Origin of the sequence: Methanofollis sp. W23, from assembly GCF_017875325.1 — an archaeon.
Taxonomy (GTDB): Archaea; Halobacteriota; Methanomicrobia; order Methanomicrobiales; family Methanofollaceae; genus Methanofollis.
On record NZ_JAGGMN010000001.1, the window covers coordinates 2,206,201 to 2,225,615 of the forward strand.

The 19,415-nt window shown below is 57.0% G+C and carries 9 protein-coding genes and 1 tRNA gene; 2 read left to right on the forward strand and 8 right to left on the reverse strand.

Annotated elements, in window-relative coordinates:
• Positions 1-26 precede the first annotated feature (26 nt).
• Positions 27-1,019, reverse strand: coding sequence for a 5,10-methylenetetrahydromethanopterin reductase (locus J2129_RS09460; protein ID WP_209630628.1), 993 nt, complete (start codon positions 1,017-1,019; stop codon positions 27-29).
• Between the two features lie 259 nt (positions 1,020-1,278).
• Between J2129_RS09460 and J2129_RS09465 the strand changes: the two genes are divergently transcribed.
• Positions 1,279-3,192 carry a tubulin/FtsZ family protein gene (locus J2129_RS09465; RefSeq protein ID WP_209630629.1) on the forward strand — a complete coding sequence of 638 codons (1,914 nt, stop codon included), beginning with the start codon at positions 1,279-1,281 and terminating at the stop codon, positions 3,190-3,192.
• Here J2129_RS09465 and J2129_RS09470 read toward each other — a convergent pair.
• On the reverse strand, positions 3,185-4,138 hold the full coding sequence (locus J2129_RS09470; RefSeq protein ID WP_209630630.1) for an NrpR regulatory domain-containing protein: 954 nt from the start codon (positions 4,136-4,138) through the stop codon (positions 3,185-3,187). The genes J2129_RS09465 and J2129_RS09470 overlap by 8 nt on opposite strands.
• Entirely contained in the window at positions 4,135-4,572 is a 438-nt protein-coding gene (locus J2129_RS09475) for a dCTP deaminase (RefSeq protein WP_209630631.1), read from the reverse strand. The genes J2129_RS09470 and J2129_RS09475 overlap by 4 nt, the downstream gene beginning before the upstream one ends.
• 136 nt (positions 4,573-4,708) lie before the next feature.
• On the opposite strand from J2129_RS09475, the gene J2129_RS09480 reads away from it, so the two are divergent.
• A tRNA-Arg gene (locus J2129_RS09480) sits at positions 4,709-4,780 on the forward strand.
• Positions 4,781-5,520: 740 nt separating this feature from the next.
• On the opposite strand, the gene J2129_RS09485 is transcribed toward J2129_RS09480, so the two are convergent.
• The 5 genes from J2129_RS09485 to J2129_RS09505 all read right to left on the reverse strand — a co-directional run bounded on the left by J2129_RS09485 (position 5,521) and on the right by J2129_RS09505 (position 19,190).
• On the reverse strand, positions 5,521-8,586 hold the full coding sequence (locus tag J2129_RS09485) for a hypothetical protein (RefSeq protein WP_209630632.1): 3,066 nt from the start codon (positions 8,584-8,586) through the stop codon (positions 5,521-5,523).
• Between the two features lie 830 nt (positions 8,587-9,416).
• Positions 9,417-12,443 (reverse strand): Ig-like domain-containing protein, encoded by a 3,027-nt coding sequence (locus tag J2129_RS09490; RefSeq protein WP_209630633.1) that lies wholly within the window; start codon positions 12,441-12,443, stop codon positions 9,417-9,419.
• 1,160 nt (positions 12,444-13,603) lie between these two features.
• Positions 13,604-15,022 (reverse strand): PEGA domain-containing protein, encoded by a 1,419-nt coding sequence (locus J2129_RS09495; protein WP_209630634.1) that lies wholly within the window; start codon positions 15,020-15,022, stop codon positions 13,604-13,606.
• Position 15,023: 1 nt separating this feature from the next.
• Complete coding sequence (locus J2129_RS09500; RefSeq protein ID WP_209630635.1) at positions 15,024-16,574, reverse strand: AMP phosphorylase; 1,551 nt, start codon at positions 16,572-16,574, stop codon at positions 15,024-15,026.
• Positions 16,575-16,697: 123 nt separating this feature from the next.
• Positions 16,698-19,190 carry an MEMAR_RS02690 family S-layer glycoprotein gene (locus J2129_RS09505; RefSeq protein WP_209630636.1) on the reverse strand — a complete coding sequence of 831 codons (2,493 nt, stop codon included), beginning with the start codon at positions 19,188-19,190 and terminating at the stop codon, positions 16,698-16,700.
• Positions 19,191-19,415 lie beyond the last annotated feature (225 nt).

The window sequence follows — 19,415 nt, forward strand, 5'->3', positions numbered from 1 at the left end:
TTTATCGAGAACCCCTGTTGGGGGGTTCAGACGACGTACTTGCCGAGCAGGCGGATCGAGTTGGTCATGTCGGGACCGAGTGGGGACCCGAAGATGATCTGCGTGACACCGGCTGCCCTGAGGTCTTCGCACTTCTGGGCGACCATGTCCGGGGTGCCTGCAATGGTGAAAGCGTCGATCTCGGCGTCAGTGACGAGGCCACCGACGGCCTTGAAGTCAAAGCGGCCGAGGGCCTCCTTGATCTTGGCGACGTTGTTCTGGTCGAGACCGTGGCGGTCAAGGAGTGCGGGCGGGGAGCCTGCAGCGATGAACGCAGCAACGATCTTCGCGGCGTTGCGGGCCTTCTTCTCGCTCTTGTCGATAGACATGGCGGTGTAGGCACCGACGTCGTGCTTCTTGCGGCCTGCGGCCTCCTGAGCCTTCTTGATGATCGGGATAGCGATCTCAAAGTCCTTGGGGTTGGAGGCGTTGATGAGGGAGCCCTCACCCATGGTCCCGGCGAGCTCGAGCATCTTGGGGCCCTGGGCACCGATGTACACCGGGATACCCTTCTTCTTGCTTGGGAGCTGGACGCCGGTGAGTTTGGCACCGTCGTAGTCAAAGAACTCCATCTCGCCGGTCTTCTTGACCTCTTCACCGGAGCAGAGTGCACGGATCTGGGTGACACCTTCCCTCAGGCGGGAGACGGGTTTTGACCCCTCGATCGCGATCTTCGGGAGGGTCGAAAGGTCACCTGGGCCAATACCGAGGACGGCACGGCCGTCAGAGATCTCATTCAGGGTGCACATGAACGACGCGATGGACGCCGGAGTGTCGGTGAAGGTGTTCATGATACCTGGGCCCATCTTGATCGTGTCGGTGCTCATTGCGATAGCCGCCAGGGTCGGGTAGCAGTGGCGGTTGTTATAGTGGTTGGTGATCCACGCGTAGTCGATGTCCTTCGACTCCGCGAGCTTCACGTACTTGACAACCTGCTTTACGCTGATGTTGCCTGGCACAAATTCAATTCCATAACTCAAGGCATTTCACCTCAGAGAGAGTAGTTATCGCACAAAGATAAAAGTATTGTCATTCACCCAGGAATGCTGGAGAAAAAAATGCATATGGATTCTTCATAGAAAAAAAAGAGATTAAAATGGGCCCATGGGATAGAGGGACCTGATCGACTCAAGATACCCAAAAGGAGAAGTATTTATGATCACCTGCCCAAATACCCACAATATGTATACTGCCCGGATGGTGACAGGGCCGCAGCCATACGGGGCGGAGCGGGTGTAGATGCGAGTTCTGGCAATCGGTCTTGGAGGGGCGGGGAACAGAGTAGTCAACCGACTTTATGACCATGACAGGCGCAGCAAGGTCTTTTGTATGAGCGCTCTTGCCATCGATCTTGATGCAAACACGCTTCTCCAGCTCGACACCCTGCCGTCTGAGGCGCAGGTCTTCTTCCCCCCGATCGACCCATCCAACCCCTATGATGTCGAAAGAAATGTCGATATCGAAGAGGTGATGACGAGGATCCAGCGGGTCGATACGGTGGAGATCGATGCGATCATGATCTTCGCGGGGCTTGGCGGGACGATGGTCGACCTGGTCCCTCTCATCATGCCCCAGATGCGAGAGACTTTTCTCGAACCGATCTTTGCAGTGGTCACCCTCCCCCGCACGGAGGAAGGGAAGAAGCGTTCGGCAAAGGCAGCGGACGACCTTGAGATGATCCATGATCTCTTCGACGCCACGATCGTCTTTGACAACGAGACCTGGTACCAGAAGATCAGGTCGTCTGATGCCAGGGCGATCACCGACCCCTTTGGTACCATCTCCTATACCAGGAACCCAAGGCTCGTAAATTCACTTCTCAACGAACAGATCGCAAGACGCATCGGTCTTCTGCTCAGGGCTGGCGAGTTCAACAACGAGGGGCTTGACGTCGGGGAACTGGTCCTCGATGCAGGCGAGGTGCTCAACACCCTCACAGGAATGGGGACGGTCGCGGTCGGCTATGCGGTCGAACGTCTTCACTCAAGTCCCCTTGATGTCCTCAGTTTCTGGAAGACGGCCAGGCAATACATGGAGGGGTCGCATAAGAGGGCGGCGCGGATCGTCAAACTTGCAAAGAAGGCGATCTACGAGGAGATCTCGGTGCCCTGCGATCTCACCAGCGCAGAGAAGGCCCTGGTCCTGGTGGCGGGACCGAGCCAGGAACTGAGCCTCAAGGGTTTTGTGACAGTGAGAAAGTGGGTCGACCGGAGCATCGCCGGGCTTGAGATGCGGTCTGGCGACTACCCGGTGAAGAACACCAAGTTCGTGGGGATCATCATCGCCCTCTCTGGCGTGCAGAATGTGCCGAGGATCGAGGAGTTGAAGGTGTTGCGTGACGAGTACCGGCGGGAACTCGAGATCGAGGCGATGAACGCCGAGGCGGAAGCAGAGGCAGAGGCCAAAGCCCTGGTCAGCGCAGATGAACTTGAGGCGGAGAGCCGGTACTGGGAGGCACCAGGAGATCCGCTGGCGCCCCCGGTGGCATCGTCGCCAGGTGGAGACCGATATTCTATGCCTGAACAGTATGACGTCCCTGAGAGACATGATGAGATGCTCAACCTTGGCGGGGGAGGAAAGCCCAGGAAACGCAAAGATGACGACGAGACACTCAAGATCAGTCTCTCAAGCGATCATCTTACGCAGAAAGACGACGATGACAGGGCGGTCATGGTCCCTGGTGTCGGGAAGCAGGCGCCCCGCGATATTACCAGGATGACGGCGATCGACCTCCCCCAGGCTCCGAAGGACTCGGCCCTCGGCGCGACTGTGAGTCACACATACCTGAAAAAACCAAAAGAGGTCGACTTCAGGGAGATCAAGATCGATGCGGTCCCGATGGCGAAGGACGAGGCGCTCACCGGCGAGCACATCCATCTCAGAGATACGGTGAGGCCGGCAAACGATGAGGTCTTCAAGGGGGGGGGCGTCAATCTCAAGGATGTTGTAAAAAAGGCGAAAGACGATATTCTGGACGGGAAAAAAGTCAAATTGTCTGATTTTACAACTCCTGTTGACTCGGTCCTGCGCGGCGGAAAAATTTCCCCAAAAAAGGCCCCTAAGGAGATCGTACCTGGCAAAGGAAAGATCTCGGTCATCAAAAACGAAGAAGAAGAAGAAGAGCAGGCAGACGGGATCGACTGGATCACGTAGAGAGAATTCTTGAGAACGGGATGGTGCCTGCGCCGATCTCGGTTTTGATCGCGCATCCCAGTTCGACTGCATGGCCGATGAGGTTCATGCTGGAATATGAGACGATCGAGAGCCGGTAGGGTTCTTTCGAGAGGTTGAACACTTTTTCTCCCATCTCAACAGGAAAGAGGAACCCGGCAGATCGCATGGCGGCGGCGATCTCTTCGACATAGGTCTGTGCCGGGAGCGGGACTTTTCTGACATTGGCAAGGGCTGTCCCGGTGCCGGTGGCGACATAGGCGGAGATCGAGGTGAGGCCGGCAGAGATGAAGAGTTGGAGGGGGTCGATGCTGGTCCCGCGGTAGGAGACAAGGTCGGCAAACCCGGCAGGGCGGCCGTCATGGATGGCAAGTCTGCCCCCGTACTTCATCTCCACCGGAATGCCAAGGCGCTGGAGGACGCCGTCCATGGTGACCGAGCAGACGGTGATGAACCCGGTGTGGCCGGGGGGGACGCGGGGGTCGTCGTCGACGAGGCGGTATGAACTGAAAAATCCGCACCTGGTCGAGAGTACGGCGTCATATGCCTGTTTCACCCGGTCGACCTCGGCGTCGGGGACGACCGAGAGGTTGTAGGCGACGTCGCCGGTGGAGGTGGTGGGGTCAAAGGTGGTCCTGACCGCAAGGCGTTCCAGTTTGGAGATGATGAACCCGATCCGCTCGCCGACAAGGGCGCTCTCGATCTCGGCGACGCCCCTGGGAGTGAGAACCCGGCCGCGGTTGCCGACTTTTCTGGTGAACCCCATCTCGTCGAGGGAGCGGAGGTAGTACTGGACCGCACGGTCGGAGAGGACGAACCCATGTTCGGCCATCAGTTCAGAGAGCCTCTTGGCGCCCATCGGGTCGGGGTGCTCCTTGAGGATCCTGAGGATCTCGACATATTTGCGCTCGGTCCGGATCTGACTCATCTGGCTCCGACCACTCCTTCACTGTCCTGGTAGCGTCCGTGATAACATACGGCACCGTCGCCGACCTCGTGGAGGATCATCTGGACGACCCGTTCGCCTTCAGGGAGGACGACCTCTTCGGCACCCATGTTGACGAGGCAGAGAGTAAGTTGGCCCCTGAACCCTGGGTCGACAAAGCCGCCGCCAAGGAGCACCCCGCGTCTCGCGTACGAGGAGCGGCACCGGAGGGTGGCGGCAAGGTCGCCGGGGATCTCCACGTGTTCGAGGCTCGGGACCAGGGTCAGGGTGCCGGGCGCAAGAGCGATCTCCTCACCGGCCCGCAGGTCATAAGAGGCGGGCTGGAGGGAGGTGTCACTGAACGGGGTGATGACCAGCCGTCCCGCTTCCTCGGAGGTTCTCAGGCGCGACTGGATCTCAGCAGATGAGAGGATCATTGTAGTAGTTGATGGTGCCGGAAAAGGCTTAATATCTTGTGATATGATATATAGCAGGACATAGCCCATTTCTTCTTTCCGGCCGGCTCCTTTTCCAGACCGGCAAGAGGATCAGGGGGCACGACCCGTAGGTCATGGACCCATGGGGTAGAGGATATCCTCCTGGGCTTCGAACCCAGGGACGCGGGTTCGATTCCCGCTGGGTCCGTTTTTGTGATTTTTTTTGGTTTTGTAGAAACGCATCCTTTTTCATCAGGTTTACTCTCCAGTTTTTCTCATGCACATGGGCCTGTCGCCCTGAGGACTCTCTCGGAGATCAGAGATCTTCTCGAACTCGCTATCGCTCGTTTTCCCCGAGCTTCATGGATGGAGATCGAACCGGAAAGATAGATATGATGATCGTGAAGAGGGCACTGCCATCCTTGCCCCCATTAGAGGTGTGGGAATTTATGCTTGCCAGCACCCATATCCCAGAGATCAACACATTCCCCTGAATCCCCAATTTTCGAGAGTGCCCCTGGTGTGATGGAGGGAGGTAAAGAGAGAGCATATCACAAAACTCTCTCAGGGTGAAGATTTCCTCGAACCGAAACCGCATCTTTCCAGACCTCAGAATCATCCTCAACCAGGGAGTGTGCCGTCCCCCCCGGACCACGATAGAGCATGAAAGGCAGAATCGATGAGCATTACCATGACGAGTGCGTCGCAGTCCACGACCTATCATGTAGCAGGGGGTTCGGAGAGTATCACGCTCCCCAGAGAAATGGTCATCAGAAAAGTTCTACAAAGCCTACAAAACCATACTTCTCAAGTGGACGACTTCCATGAGATCCCATAAATCATCCAGAAAAACTTCACCAAACCCAAAAAAAGAGTTCTAGTCCTATATTATAAGCCTGAAAACAGTTCAGGGAAAAAGGATCGCTTCCCCCCATGAAATCGGCCCATTTATTCCATCTTTATGTACGTTTTTTCATTCAAGAGTTTCCTGAGGTCAGCATCCGTGATACAATAACGCGAACCGGCATCCTCGGTGTCGGCCACGACTCTGATATCATAGAGAGTTAAGGGGAGATCTCTGATATCAAGTCTGGCCTCTTCGCGTTTCTCACCCTTCCCGGCAGTCCTGGTCCCGGCCTGGGCCCAGGATCCATGTTCCGAACGATACTCGATCGTCTCGGTGACCGTGCTGTTCCCGGTGTAGTTGAGGGTCCAGGCGAGGTCCAGGTTCTGACGCGTGACTCCGGTCACCTCAAGATCTTGGAGGTCAAGGGAGGCGTTCCCGAGCGGGGTGTTGTTCAGCGCCCGCATCACGGTCAGGTAGGTGTTGGGGATCTTGAGATCGTCTTTCCCATCGTTGAAGGTCAATACCGAGTTATTATCCAGGATTTTCACATTGCCGATGGCATCCGGGTTTGGCAGGACTTTCAGATGGAAGGTGGTCTGCCAGGTCTGGTTGAGTTTGATGGTCCCGACGTTGAAGTACAACTCCCCTTTCGACCAGTTCTCTCTGTCATCATAGGTCTTCGGGTAGCCTTCAACACCATCCCCATTGAACCAGACCTTATCTTCACGGGTGGAGGGGACGTATGAGAAGGCTTCGTTCCCAGGCACCGTCCACTCAGACGTGTTGGTGCTCACCGTGACATCTTTGAAGTCGAGGGCAAGCGTGGTGTTGACCCCGGCCTCCTCCCTGAGTTCGCCGGCGATCGAACGGTAAATCTCTTCAATGTTGGCCGCCGTGCCACTGTAGTATCGACCTGTCAGTATTTCCTCATCTATATTGACAGCAGTCGACTCTGCAAGCCTTTTGAGAGTCCCTGTTCCATCAGATGACAGATCATCATCATAACCGATCGCGTAGATCAGAACGCCATTATTCCTAGCATAAACCGATAAGTTCTGCTCGGCATCGGAGAGATCAGTGAAACTATAATATCCCCTCATGAGATCTCCATAGTCCTCAGGATTATCTATCGGAACCCAAACTTTCTCATAATGCCCCTTGAGGAAACTATCCCATACCCAATACTCACGCCAATAACCATCAGGGTCTCCCCGTGCCAGCGGGTCCCCATACCAGTTGTAGTCACCATCAGAGAGGAGAATCGCCGCTTTTATCGCACCAGGATCAACTTCCGAATTCCCTTCTCCACTCAGTTCTTTGATCGCTCGGTATAGTCCATACCGTAGAGGGGTACCAGAGTCTGGAACAATACTGTCAAGTTCAGCCTTAACAAGAGAGTGATCCTCAGTGAGCGCCAGATCTACAGTAGCATAATCGAGATATTGTTTAGGGACATCATACCAATTATCAGTATATGATTCTGGATCTCGAAACGATGACTCTCCAGGTTCATCTATCTGATTATAATTCCCAGTGTTCCTGCCAAAAGTCACAAGGCCGACCTTGTCACCCTCATCCACAGAAGCAACAAATTCTTTTCCCGCTTCCCGCACTGAATGCATCCGGTCAGGATCATTATGGAGCATACTTCCTGACCGATCAGTGCAGATTACAGCGTTCACTTTTTTCGGCTCCAGTTTGTACCCATTCCCGATCAACGTGATATTCACCTCAACGGTCTCGTTCCACGCCGCCTTCGGGGGGGTGACATTGGTGATGACACTGAGGTACGGGACATTGGTCCAATTCAAGTTCAGGGGTTCCTGATACGAATTCCACACCGCTTCTACCCAGCATCCAGCATGTGCCGTCGGATATCCATTGCCTGTGAACGACCCTGGCCAGAGAGGGGCGACGGCATACCCGCGTTCATCGGTGTTCGCCGTTGTTGTATCCTCTTCCGTTCCCTCCCACTGCGGGAGTTCGACCTGGGTATCTCCATAGTGACTCTTAATAGTGAAGGTGACCGTCTCCCCCTCGACCGGGTTCCCTTTCGCGTCCATCACTTTCGCCATCACCTGGGCGGGTTTGGCATTCGGGACGTCACCGCTCGGCATCATCTGGGGATAGGCGCTGAGGACCATCTGGACCGGTTCGGTGCTCGTGAACTCGACGACCTGGGTATCAGAGAGGCTCTCGTTTTCGAGGGTCTTTGCAGTGATCGTCACCTCTCCCACCGAGTCCTTCGGACCATAACTGATCGCCGCCCGGCCGGCCCGGTTTGTGTGGATGGTCCGGTCCTCTTCTTTCTCCAATGAGGTGTTGACGACGATCGCAGTGCCGTTACAGGGGTTCCCGTATCGGTCCTGGACGAAGTACGTGATGACAAAGACACCCTCGCCATTTGCCGGAACCCATCGCTCGTCCGGGTCGACCACAGCGTTGAGTGTGTATGGGATCGGCTCTCCAATACCTAGTATCGTGAGGTACCGGTCTTTCACCGCCCCTGGCAGAGCGATATACACGATGTTCTCCCCTGCCACCGTATCGGTCGTAAGAGGAGCGCGGACCTCCCCGCTTCCATCGACTTGAACGGTGATCTCCTTCTCTCCCCCTCCAAAGTGGGCACCATCATCCGGAGACCCCACATAGAATGTGACATTCTCAGCGCTGCGGCGGTCATCGATCAGGTTCCCATACTCATCCTCCATCGAGAGAGTGATCTCTGTCGTCGAACCGGCCGTGACCTCATCGTTGCACTCTATAGACTGGATCCGATATGGCGCCGCGTGATCGATCCCCACCTCACACTCGTCAGAGACAGATCCGTCCCCCTCACCCCAGACCGCAGAGACCACCACATCCCCGCTCTTCGTCCCGGGGATAAATCTCGTCACCGCCTTCCCTTCGGCATCGGTCGCGAGCGTCGTCCGGGAAAACGAGCCCCGCGCCGGATCGCAGGAGAAGACGACCTCGGCCCCTGCCTGCGGATTGCTGCCATTCGTCACCGTCGCGGTCACCACCGCCTCCCCGGGGTCGCCCGCGATCAGCCACGCGGTATCGGCCTCGACCGATATCTGCGGCCCCTCCCCGGCTGTGGCGGTCATGCAGATGATAAGGAGCCCGAGAAAAATGAACAGGCACCTGGTACGGGATACTTCGATCATATAACGATCAGATCGTCTTTTAATATATATAGTTTCGCCAGAGCCGATGATCATATGATCCTTTCTTTTCAAAAAATGAGGACTTAGAACCAACATCTCATGATATAATCAATTGAAGATATATCAGGAAAATTTCTGGATGAAAAAGAAGATATATGAGTCTTCAAAAATAATTCTCGACATACCAGACACCACGAAATGAAAAGGGACCGCCTCAGGATAACCCCTCGCATTTTTGGAAGGGAATCATCGCCCCCCCTCTCCCGGGGGGAGGATCCCCCTATGGACACGGGGCCCCGGGATGACATGGGCTCTGGAGAACGCGACCAGAGAGATCTGAGATGGCCTCTACAAAAAAGGGTTCTGTAGAAACCCTCACCCTTTATGGGTGCACGCGCGATTCTACCGTCTTCCCTCATGAATCCCACCAAGGGCGGCAAACCCCCAGCCCTCTGGGATGAAGATTGAGCCAGAAGGCATATTCGAACGCCCTGAAGGGGGATTGCCGTCCCTGACCTATCGTGGTGCGAGGGGTTGGAGGGGCGGCAAACCCACAGTCCCCTGTGCGAGCGATTGGTGGCGGACGGCACTACGCTCTCCATGGTCATTGATGGTGCCCTCCCGGCCCCATCCTACAGGGCGGACCTCCAGTCTCCCGTGGATCTGCGATTTTTCAGTATGCGGCCGGAGGGAACCTGAGACGATCCACAGGTCTTTGAAAGCACCCCCGGCATGGTGATGAAAAAAGGGGGGTGATGCACATGTTCCCCCTCAATAGGGGGCGGGATCCTACAGAGCCGAAACACAAAAAAAGATCTGGGTCAGAGGGCCTATTCAAGCCTGATCTTGGTAGCGTCCCCGTTGCCGATGGCGATCCCGGCATCACCAAGATCAACCCAATCTTCCTTCTTCTCGGTGCACTTTGCAAGCACCCCAAAGGTATATCGGCCCGCAGGGAGGTCGCGGACATCAAGTATGGCAGTCTGCGCACCGACCTCTGCCGCAGTACACGGCGACAACGTCTTGATCGGGGTCCAGGAATGCCCATCATCATCCGAATATTTCACTTCCTGCGTAACCGTCCCGGTCCCATTATAGTCAAGATCCCACCCCAGTGTGAGGAAGTCGGTGACCGGACCGGTGCCGACCCGGTGGAGGTTGGAGACATCGAGGTACACGTTCCCGAAGGCAGGATCAGTGCTGTTTGGACGGGCCGAGATGAAGGTGTCGGGGAGTTCAAGGTGATCGGCACCGCCATTAAAGGAGATGGTCGAGCCCGGCCCAAAGACATTGATGTTCCCCTCGGTCTTGACCTTGAGGCGGTACGACGTCGTCCAGGTCTGACCAAGTTTCACAGTCCCGACATCAAAGTGAAGGGACTGGTCGTCCTGCCAGTCGGCGGTCTGGTCCTCGGTGTGCCGCGGGACCACCACCGCCCTACCGGTCTCATTCTCGATCCAGCTCTCGATGACCGTCGAGATGCCATCTGCATGGACATACTCAAAGACATCATCACCAGGCATCGAGGCCCCATTCACCTCGACATTCTTGAATGAGAGATCGACGGAGGTGTCGACCCCGGCCTCGACCTTGAGTTCGCCGGCGATCCGCTCATAGATCCCTGCAAGTTCGTCGCCGCCAGGAGCATGTTCATAGAACCCCCCGGTCAATGAGGCCAGTTCATTCATCGTGCCGGTGACAGTCTGACCAGGACTGTAGGCAAAGGTGATGGGATAGAGTTTTATTCCATTGTCCCTGGAAAATAGGCCCATATTCTGGTTTGTCCCCTCACCGTCAGAGCAGGTCCAGTAGGGATAGGTGTTCCATCGTCTCTCCCAGTATGAATAAATCCGCCTCTCATTATACTCGAGCGTCCCACCCAGACCATCATAATACCGATAGTCATTTGCCTCCAGTTCATTGCCTGAGAAGCGGTACGCCACATTGTACGGGTCTTTCCACCCGGTCCCATGCGCAAGTGGGCTGCCGTCATAGTTCCAGTCGCCGTCGGTCATGACGATCACTGCCTTCACAGCGTCGTCCCGTCCCTGCTCCTGAAGGAGCCTGACAGCCTCATAGATCCCGCGACGCAGTTGCGTCGCACCTCTCGCATCAAGATGATTCAGCCTATACTTGACATCTGAAAAATCATCAGTCAGACCTTTTTCAATGGTCGTTGAGGATGAAAAGGAAACAAGTCCCACCCGGTCGCGTCGCGAGTCCATCGCATCGATAAAGGATGAAGCAGCGTTTTTCGCACTGACCAACCTGACCTGTCCAGAACTGTCCTCCCACTGCATGCTCCCCGACTTATCGATGACCAGTACCACATCGATCGGTTCAGGCTGAAGGGCCCACCCGTCACCCTTGAGGTCAAGGTGCACATCGATCGTCTCGTTCACTGCGACCTGCCCGGACTCTGGGTCCACCCTGGTGGAGACCGAAAGGTAGGGGAAGTTCACCCACTTCAGAGCGATCTCCCTGGTGACCTCACCCCACTGTGCGGTGACCACCCCATTCCCGGTGGCGGCCGAACTGTAATCAGGGTCATCGCGGTCAGTGGTAAATCCGCCTGGCCTGAAGCACACGGTGGCATACCCGTTCTCGTCGGTGGTGGCCACAGTCTCAAGAAGGCCTGGGGTGTCTGTCATCTTGTATGACCCGGTGTCGACGGTGCCAAGCGAGAAGGTGACCGTCTCACCTGGGACCGGGTTACCCTTCACGTCGATCACCTTGGCCCGCACCTCGGCGGCACCCCCAGGGTCAGGGTTCACGTCATAACTCGGCATCGTCTGAGGGTTGGCAGTGAGGAGCATGTCGGTCGGGGCGGTGTGGACAAACTCCACCACCGTCGTGCAGGAGACGGCGGGGTCTTCCTCCGAGACGGCAGTGATGGTTACAAGCCCTGCCATGTCCCTGGGCCCGAAGGTGACCTGGGCCTGACCTTCCGAGTTGGAGGTGGCTTTCACCTTGGTCCCGATGTCTGAAGTGATCGTTACGTTCTGGTTCCCGGCAGGGTTGCCGTACTGGTCCTTCATGGTGTAGGTGATGGTAAACCAGCTCTCCCCGTCGGCATAACAATAGGGAGGGGTTCCCCCAGGACTGACCGAGGCGGTGATCGAACTGGGGGCTCCATCCCCGATCCCGTAGAAGGTCAGGTAGAGATCTGCCACCGGGTCAGGGAGGTCGATATAGACGACGTTCTCACCGGCGGTACAGGCAGCCTTCAGTTCGGCCCTGACAAATCCGTCCGCACCCACCGGCAGGACAACATCATCGCTATACCCACTCCCATCAAAGAACCCGGCGGTCCCGTCCGGTGACCCGACAGAGAACCTGAAAGACTCTGCACCCCGGCGGGCATCGACCAGGTTGCCATACTCGTCCTCCAGCGAGAAGACGATCCCGGTCGTAGTGTCAACGCTCACCCTGCTCTCATAGTCAAGAGATCTCAGGCGGTAGGGGGGAGCATGGTCGATCTTCTGCTCATAGGAGCCCGAGACTTCAGCAGGCGTGCCTTCATTGTCATATGCGACCGTGGCGGTGATCTCGGCAACGCCGCTCGCGGTCCCCGGCGTGAAGATGGCCGTCGCCGTCCCGTCCGGGCCGGTGGTAGCGGTGAGCGGCGATAGAGTGCCTATGGCAGCGTCGCAGGAGAAGGTAACGCCCACCTCGGGGAGCGGATTTCCGTTGGCACCGGTCACCGTCGCACTCACGTCAGTCCCATTGTCGCTGCCAGTGACGACCCACTCGTCGGCAGAGGTGACGACGACCTGGGGAACCTCCCCCCCGGCTACGGCCCCGGTACAGAGGAGAAGGAACGCCACCAGGAACGTCCAGTATCGTATCTGACCCATAATCATCCTCAAGGTACGTACACTTTCAGCCCCCCCATATAAAGGCATTCATTTTATAAATCATCTCATAAAATATTATTTTAAGGAAGTAATTGATTTTAATCCGTAGAATTGATCACAATAATGTTTTGCGTAAGATCAAAAGAGATCATCATTATATAGCATAACCAATCCTTAGAAGGATTCCTCGCGCCAGGGCCGCCCCTGCCACAATCAATACGGGAAGGTGGGTGATGTACTCCGCCTCAAGGAGAGGGGGGAGGGAAATTTCTAAAGATCGGAGCCCGCAGAATCAGACATGAACCCTGGGCCCAGGCATACACGATAACAATCTCTCTTCGCGTGCTTTCTCTCTCTTTTCAAGACTGAAGAATCGATGAAGACTTCGTCCAATTCGCCGCCCCCGCCCCTCCTCTCCACAGCGGGTCCGGGAGGGGCAACCCCCCGGCGCGAGATGATGGGAGACGTCCTGAGATGAGGGCGGCCATTCTGATCGGCGTGCCTTCCCGCATAATCATGTCTGGGGAGAGCGCCGCCCCGACCCCCAATGAAGATAGGGATGGGAAGAGAGAGGGATCTGCATCTGTGTATCGTCCCTGAAGCAATCTGGCAAATCCAAACCAGCACGGAGACACGAAAAAATGATCTTCAAGATCATTTTCATGGTAAACCCCCTGGATGGCTCTCTGTGACGGGACCGGCCGCCACACGATCTCCTCGTCACCGTCGTCTCCTCTTCCATCTAAAATTCGTCTTCATTTTAGGGACCAAGGGAAACCACGCCTACAGCGCGTTCGAGAGGGAAAGCCGATTGAATCATGTGCACACAGGAACTTGAACTGTTGAAGGGATCCTCCTGAGCCAAAAATCAGCCCTGTCCTTCCGGGCCACATGCCGCCCCTGAGAAGATCCCTAGTCCTCACGAACCTCCGGGGCATACAGTACAGAGACACATGATTCGCGCTCGCACCTGAAACAGGTGAAGATACTTACAGGGCCCCGAAAAAAAGAGAGAAAAGATTGGATCTGTAGAAAATCTCACCTCTTCTTGGTTCAAGCATGATGCAGCCGCTCTCCCCTATCTTCGTGCAGGGGGTCCGGGGGGCGGCCAGCCCCCCGGCAAAGAGAACCATCAAGATGATTTCTACAATACCAAAAAATTAGAACTGCCGGCGCCTTGTCGGCGGACGGCGGCCAGGCTGGCGGCGGTTCGGGAGATCGACCCGACCGGTGGCGACCGCACCGGCGATGACCACCACGACCACCACGATGACAAGGATGATGACGATGGCACCCAGAGGCAGGCCATGGGGCTCAAGGGTGAGGACCACCGACTCGCCAGAGGACCCTGCCGTCACCGCGGTCTCCTGCATGACCTGCCGGTAGCCGTCCATCGATCCTGTGATATTGTAGGTCCCTGGAGCAAGATCGAGGGCGATCTGCCCGGTAGAGGAGGTCGTACCCGCCTCGGCACCATTCACGCAGATCTTCACCTCGCCCATCGGTTCATGGGAGGGGTTCTCGACCAGCACCGAGACCGGGACCGTCGCACGCCCGAGCTCAAAGATCAGGTCAGGAGTCCCTTCCCCGATCTTCCTGGTCTCTTTCTGGGCGACATAGCCAGGGGCACTCACCTCAAAGGTGTGGGTGCCGGCGACGACAGTGTCGAGGTCGATCCTGCCAAAGGAGTCGGTCACCCCGATGTCCTTCCCGTCGACAACGACTTTTGCTCCGGAGACCGGGGTCTTCTCGGCGTCAAAGACCGAGAGGATGAGCGAAGTGGTGGACTTGGTAAGGGCGATCTCCTCGACGACCGCATCGTCTCCCAGGTAGATCTCCTTGCTGTACGTCGAATATGAGGGGTGGGTCACCTCGACATCATAATACCCGTCGCCGTCCAGGACGGTGGTGGCCACGCCCTCGCTGCCGGTCGTGCCCACAGCCTTCCCGTCGACCTTCACGCTGGCCCCTACGATCGGGGACTCGCTCCGGTCGTCCACGATCCTGAAGGCAAACCTGTTCTCAGGGTAGAGCCAGTACTGGAGGGTCAGGGCGTCCCGGTCTATGTCGATCTCGCGAGTGATCTCCATATAATCGTCGGCATCGATCTCGATCCGGTATTCTTCCCTGTCTTCGACCTCAAAGACCACTCGGCCCGAGGAATCGGTCCTTTCATAGTCGTCGAAGGAGGTCGATATACCGATGAGATCGACCCGCGCACTCTTGACCGGGAGGACTGTGAGGGCGTCGTAGACCATGATCTCAAGGTCCAGGCTCCCCGGGTCCATTCTGACGACGACCGAACGTTCGTCTTCGTCGATACGGTCGTCCCAGTCATCATATCCGGCTTTCGTCACCTTAAGAGTGTACCGGTTCCTGCCGTCGTACTCATATGAGAACTCGCCGTCTGAATTGGTCTTGCCCTCATAATGGCCGTCGACATAGACCGACGCACCTCGGATGTACGACCCGTCGTCTGCGTCCTTTACCGTGATATCGACGTCAGTGGCCTGCACCGCACTGCAGATCAGTGCGAGGGCCATGACCCCGATGATGAGATAGGTGAATCTCGACCTCATGTTACTCTCCATACTGGTGTCCACCTCGTGTTGTCCAGTGCCGACCGGGCACGCGGTCGAGGAGCATCCCCTCGACGACGACCGGCATCAACCGGCGTCCTTCTTCGAGCGCCTTCTGGAGGCGCCATTTCCGGTCTGCATAGACGGTAAAGATCGGTTCGCCGGCCCGCACGCGTGTTCCCTTCTTCGCATGGATGCAGATGCCTGCACCCTGGTCCTGGGGGGCGCCGGCGGCCCTGGCAAGGCTGATCAATGCCCTGTTGTTCAGTTCGATCACGTACCCGGTGGTGGGGGCGTTTACCACGTACTGGTACGTGCCAGGAATTATATCATCTGCGGTCACTTTCGGGTCTCCGCCCTGGACCTCGATGATCTCCTTCATCTTGGCAAGGGCCTTGCCGGAGGAGAGGATCTCCTGGGCCACCGCGTAGCCCTGGCCTGGCGCCGCCTTCCCTGCCATCTCCAGGATGATCCCAGCGATAGAGAGACTCTTCTGAATAAGTGAACTCGGCTCGGTCGCCCCTTCGAGGACTGAGAGGGCCTCGTGCACCTCGACCTTCGGGCCGATGGTATGCCCGACAAGAGACTCGCCATAGGTGAGGGCGCATTCCACCTGCATCCCGAGGCGTTCACCGAGTTCGATGAACTCGCGGGAGAGGCGCCGCCCCTCTTCGGCGGTCGGGACCTTGGTCTGCGCCCCGACAGGGATGTCGATCGCCACCAGGTTTGCCCCGACCGCGTACTTCTTGGCCATCACCGAGGCGAGCATCTGGCCCCTGGCGTCGATCTTGAAGGGGTACTCGACGGTGATGAACCGGTCGTCGGCAGGGGCAATGTTCGTCGCCCCGCCCCAGACGATGACGCCCCCGACCTTCTCGGTCATCTGCTGCACCTCGGCGGCGGAGAAACTCACCGGGGCAAGCACTTCCATGAGGTCGGCGGTGCCGCCGGCGCCGGTGATCGCCCGCGAACTGGTCTTTGGGATCTTGAGGCCAGCGGCGGCGACGACCGGGACGACCAGCAGGGTGATCTTGTTGCCCGGCACCCCGCCGATGGAGTGTTTGTCCACGATCGGGTACGAGGGGAAACTGAGTTGTTCGCCGGTCTCCACCATCGCCCTGGTGAGGTACTCCACCTCGTCCATGTCGAGGGGGTTGGTGTAGGTGGAGACGATGTAGGCGGTGAGTTCGCTGGGGGAGAGGTCGTCGGCGACGACGTCCCTTATAATCGCGTAGGTCTCCTCTTTGTTCAGGCGCTGGCCGTCCATCTTCTTCTTGATGTAGGCAAGGCTTGCAGGGCGGTCGGCGACCCGCACCTCCACGTCGGCGCCGTCGAGGACGTCGACCCGCACCTGGGTCGGGCGGTAGACCCCGATCGTGCCTGGCCCGAGGATGGTGGCGGTGGTGTCCACGAAGGCCGAGACCGTCTCCCCGGTGGCCAGGTTCTTCACCTCCACGCGGTCGCCGTCCCGCACGCTGATCTCCCGGGCGTCGGCGGTGTTGAGGAGGACGCCGCGGTTCCCGATGTCGATCAGCCTGGTCGTGAGTTTCATGAGTAGAGAATCAGTCTCCGCTCTCTAAAGGGTATCGACCTGCATCTCTGGAGAGGAGATCAGGGGTGCGAGAAAAAAGTGTCAGAAGAAACAGAGTGTGCAAAAAAAGGGGGGAAATTAAGATTAGTTCCTACGCATGACCAGGAACGCAACTGCACCAAGGCCGACAAGGGCCACGAGTGCACCAAAGCCTGGGGTCGGCGGAGCCGTGGTCTCAGGGGCAGTGGTGGTCACATCGGCCGGAGCCGTGGTGGTTACGCTCGGGGTGGTCTCGGTCTCGACTGGCGAGACAGGACCCTCGATCATGTTGAAGGTCGAGCTTGCGGTCACGTCAGCGTCGATGGACTCGACGGTGACAGTATACTGGTCAGGCTTGAAGTCAGAGGCATCGACTTCGTAGGACCAGGTGTTGATCCCGTCGCCCTTCTCAACCGTCACAGTGCCGGTGGAGGACGCAAAGCCGGTACCCTCAGTCTTCTTGGCAGGACCAAAGGAAGCGCCGCTCACTTCAACCTGCAGGTCGTCGCCGACCGCGAGGTTGGTGGTGCCGCTGATGGTGAACTTGGTGCCGATCGACTGGTCGCCGACAGGCTCAATGGCGATGACCGCAGCGGCTACATCGAAGGAGACCTTCCTGTAGGTGTCATCACAGTACGGTGAGTTGAGAGCGTCAACCAGTGCATTTGCAGCTTCGGAAGCGGAAAGCTTGCCGAGGTTGACAAAGCTACCGGTGGCGTCCCTGATCACGTACGTGCCCTTTTCAGGAGCAGGCCGGACATTGAACTCACGGTCAGTCATCGGGTGCTGGACCACGAGGAAGTACTGCCCGGTGGCAAGGGACTCGGTGTTCTCGAACTCAAACTCGAAGGTGCCGTCGTCCTCAACAGACTCAGACTCGCCGAGGTTGCGGTAGTTCTTCCCGAAGATCCAGATCCTGACGTTGTCAGGCTTACCCTCGGCGACACCGCTCACGGTGAGGTCGTCGCCCTGGGCAACCGTGCTGGCCACGTCGTCAAGGGTGAGGAACGGCTGGTCCAGACGGACGTTGAAGGTTGCGTACTTGACACCCTTCAGGTTGTTCTTGGTGACTGCCAATCCGTTGTCGGCAACACCCCTGCTGGCTGCGTAGACGTTGTACGCACCGGCGTCAAGGATGCCGCCAGTGATTGCGGAGGTATCCCAGCGGTATTCCCAGGTGTCGTCGCCCTCAACCTCGCGCTCCAGGTAATCGCCATTGCTGGCGTAGGCATCGAGGTTAACAAGTGACACACCGTTCTCGTCACCGAGGTTCGGACCGGTCATGAAGAGGAAGACCTTGTCGTTGTCGGTGTTGGTGCCTGAGAGCTTGATCTCCTCACCAAGGTAGTAGGTGCCTGAGCCCTCTGCGGTGATGGTGACCTCACCCTCTTCGATCTTCACCTTGATATCGTCGTACTTGGAAGAGTCGTCAGGGTTGACGACCTTGATGGTGTACGACTTGTCGTCGGTGTAGGTGTAGGTGTTGAAACCGATGGTCCTCTGACCGCCGGCGTTGGTCTTAATGACCGCAGCGGTGTTGGCCGGGTAGTGGGTACCGTTGGTGGCGCGCTCCCTGTCGGCAAGCTTTGCAGAAGCAGGGTCATCGCCATTGACATTCTTGAGATCGTCGGTGAAGTTCTCGTTGATACCAAGAACATCCACGCTCGGCTGACCAGCCTTGATCATCGGGTACAGGTTGTCAGCAACGCTGGCGTCCTTGATGTACAGGAAGTATGGAGTCTTCGAGTTGCCAGTGACAGTCACGGAGAAGTCGTTGTTCCTCACAACATTCTCCTTGTTGGCCTCAATGGAGAGGTCGACAGTGGAGACGGTGAAGGTAGCCTCTGTGGAATCTGCCGCATACTGATCAAAGCCGAGAGGTTCGGTCCAGACAGCCTTGACTGCATAGGTCTGAGCAGTCAGATCCTTGAGGTAGATGCCGTCAGCAGAGTCCGTACCATCGTAATCGGTGGAGTTCCCCACGTACAGCAACTGCTGAGTCACATCGACATCTTTAAGATCCTGATCGTAGCCGTCATGCGGGATCACCGTGATGGTGGACCCGTCATCCTCTCCCTTCAGTTCAACCTTGAGGTTGAAGTAGTTGGCAGGGACGTTCGCATTGTGCGTAGACCCGACCTTCCCGGTGTCGACCTTGAAGAAGACCTGGTTGTCCTTGGTCACGGTCTTGCCTGCGACCGAGGACGACTTGTCGTTTGCAAGAACGACATCGACCTTCAGCGTGGGCTTCTCGAAGTAGAGCTTATAGCCCTTCTGCAGGGTTCCATTGTCGACGAAATAGGTGCCGAAGTAGCTGTCCTTGAAGTCAGCTCCCTGCAGGTTGGTCGTGATCTTGCCATCTACGACTTTAAAATCATTGATCTCCTCTGGAGCATCAAAGTCGTTGTCCTTGATCCTTACCACACGGTTAATCGTCCCAACTTCTTCTGGGAAGTCAAGGGTGAGTTCAGCCCCATTTTCTTCCGCAAAGAAGGTGTCACCATTGGTGAGATTCCTCGCGGCGCCCGGTGCTACAAGCAGGGCAGCTGCGACGAGGAAGACGGCGGCGATCACCATCATCTTTGAAGTACTCTTCATGCAATTCCTCCTTAATGTGAAACGTGGTGAGCATAATTATCCTTCTTCGACAGGTGTCGAATTCGGATTCACCATGCCCAATACTCCGATTGCCGGAATATACGACATTATTAGGGTAACACTTAATATATCCTTTGTGGTCGGGCCCGCATGATGACGGGCGTCAGACGCACCAGGATTGCGCAAATTCAAATTTATCAGAGAATATATGAATTTCCATGCGGC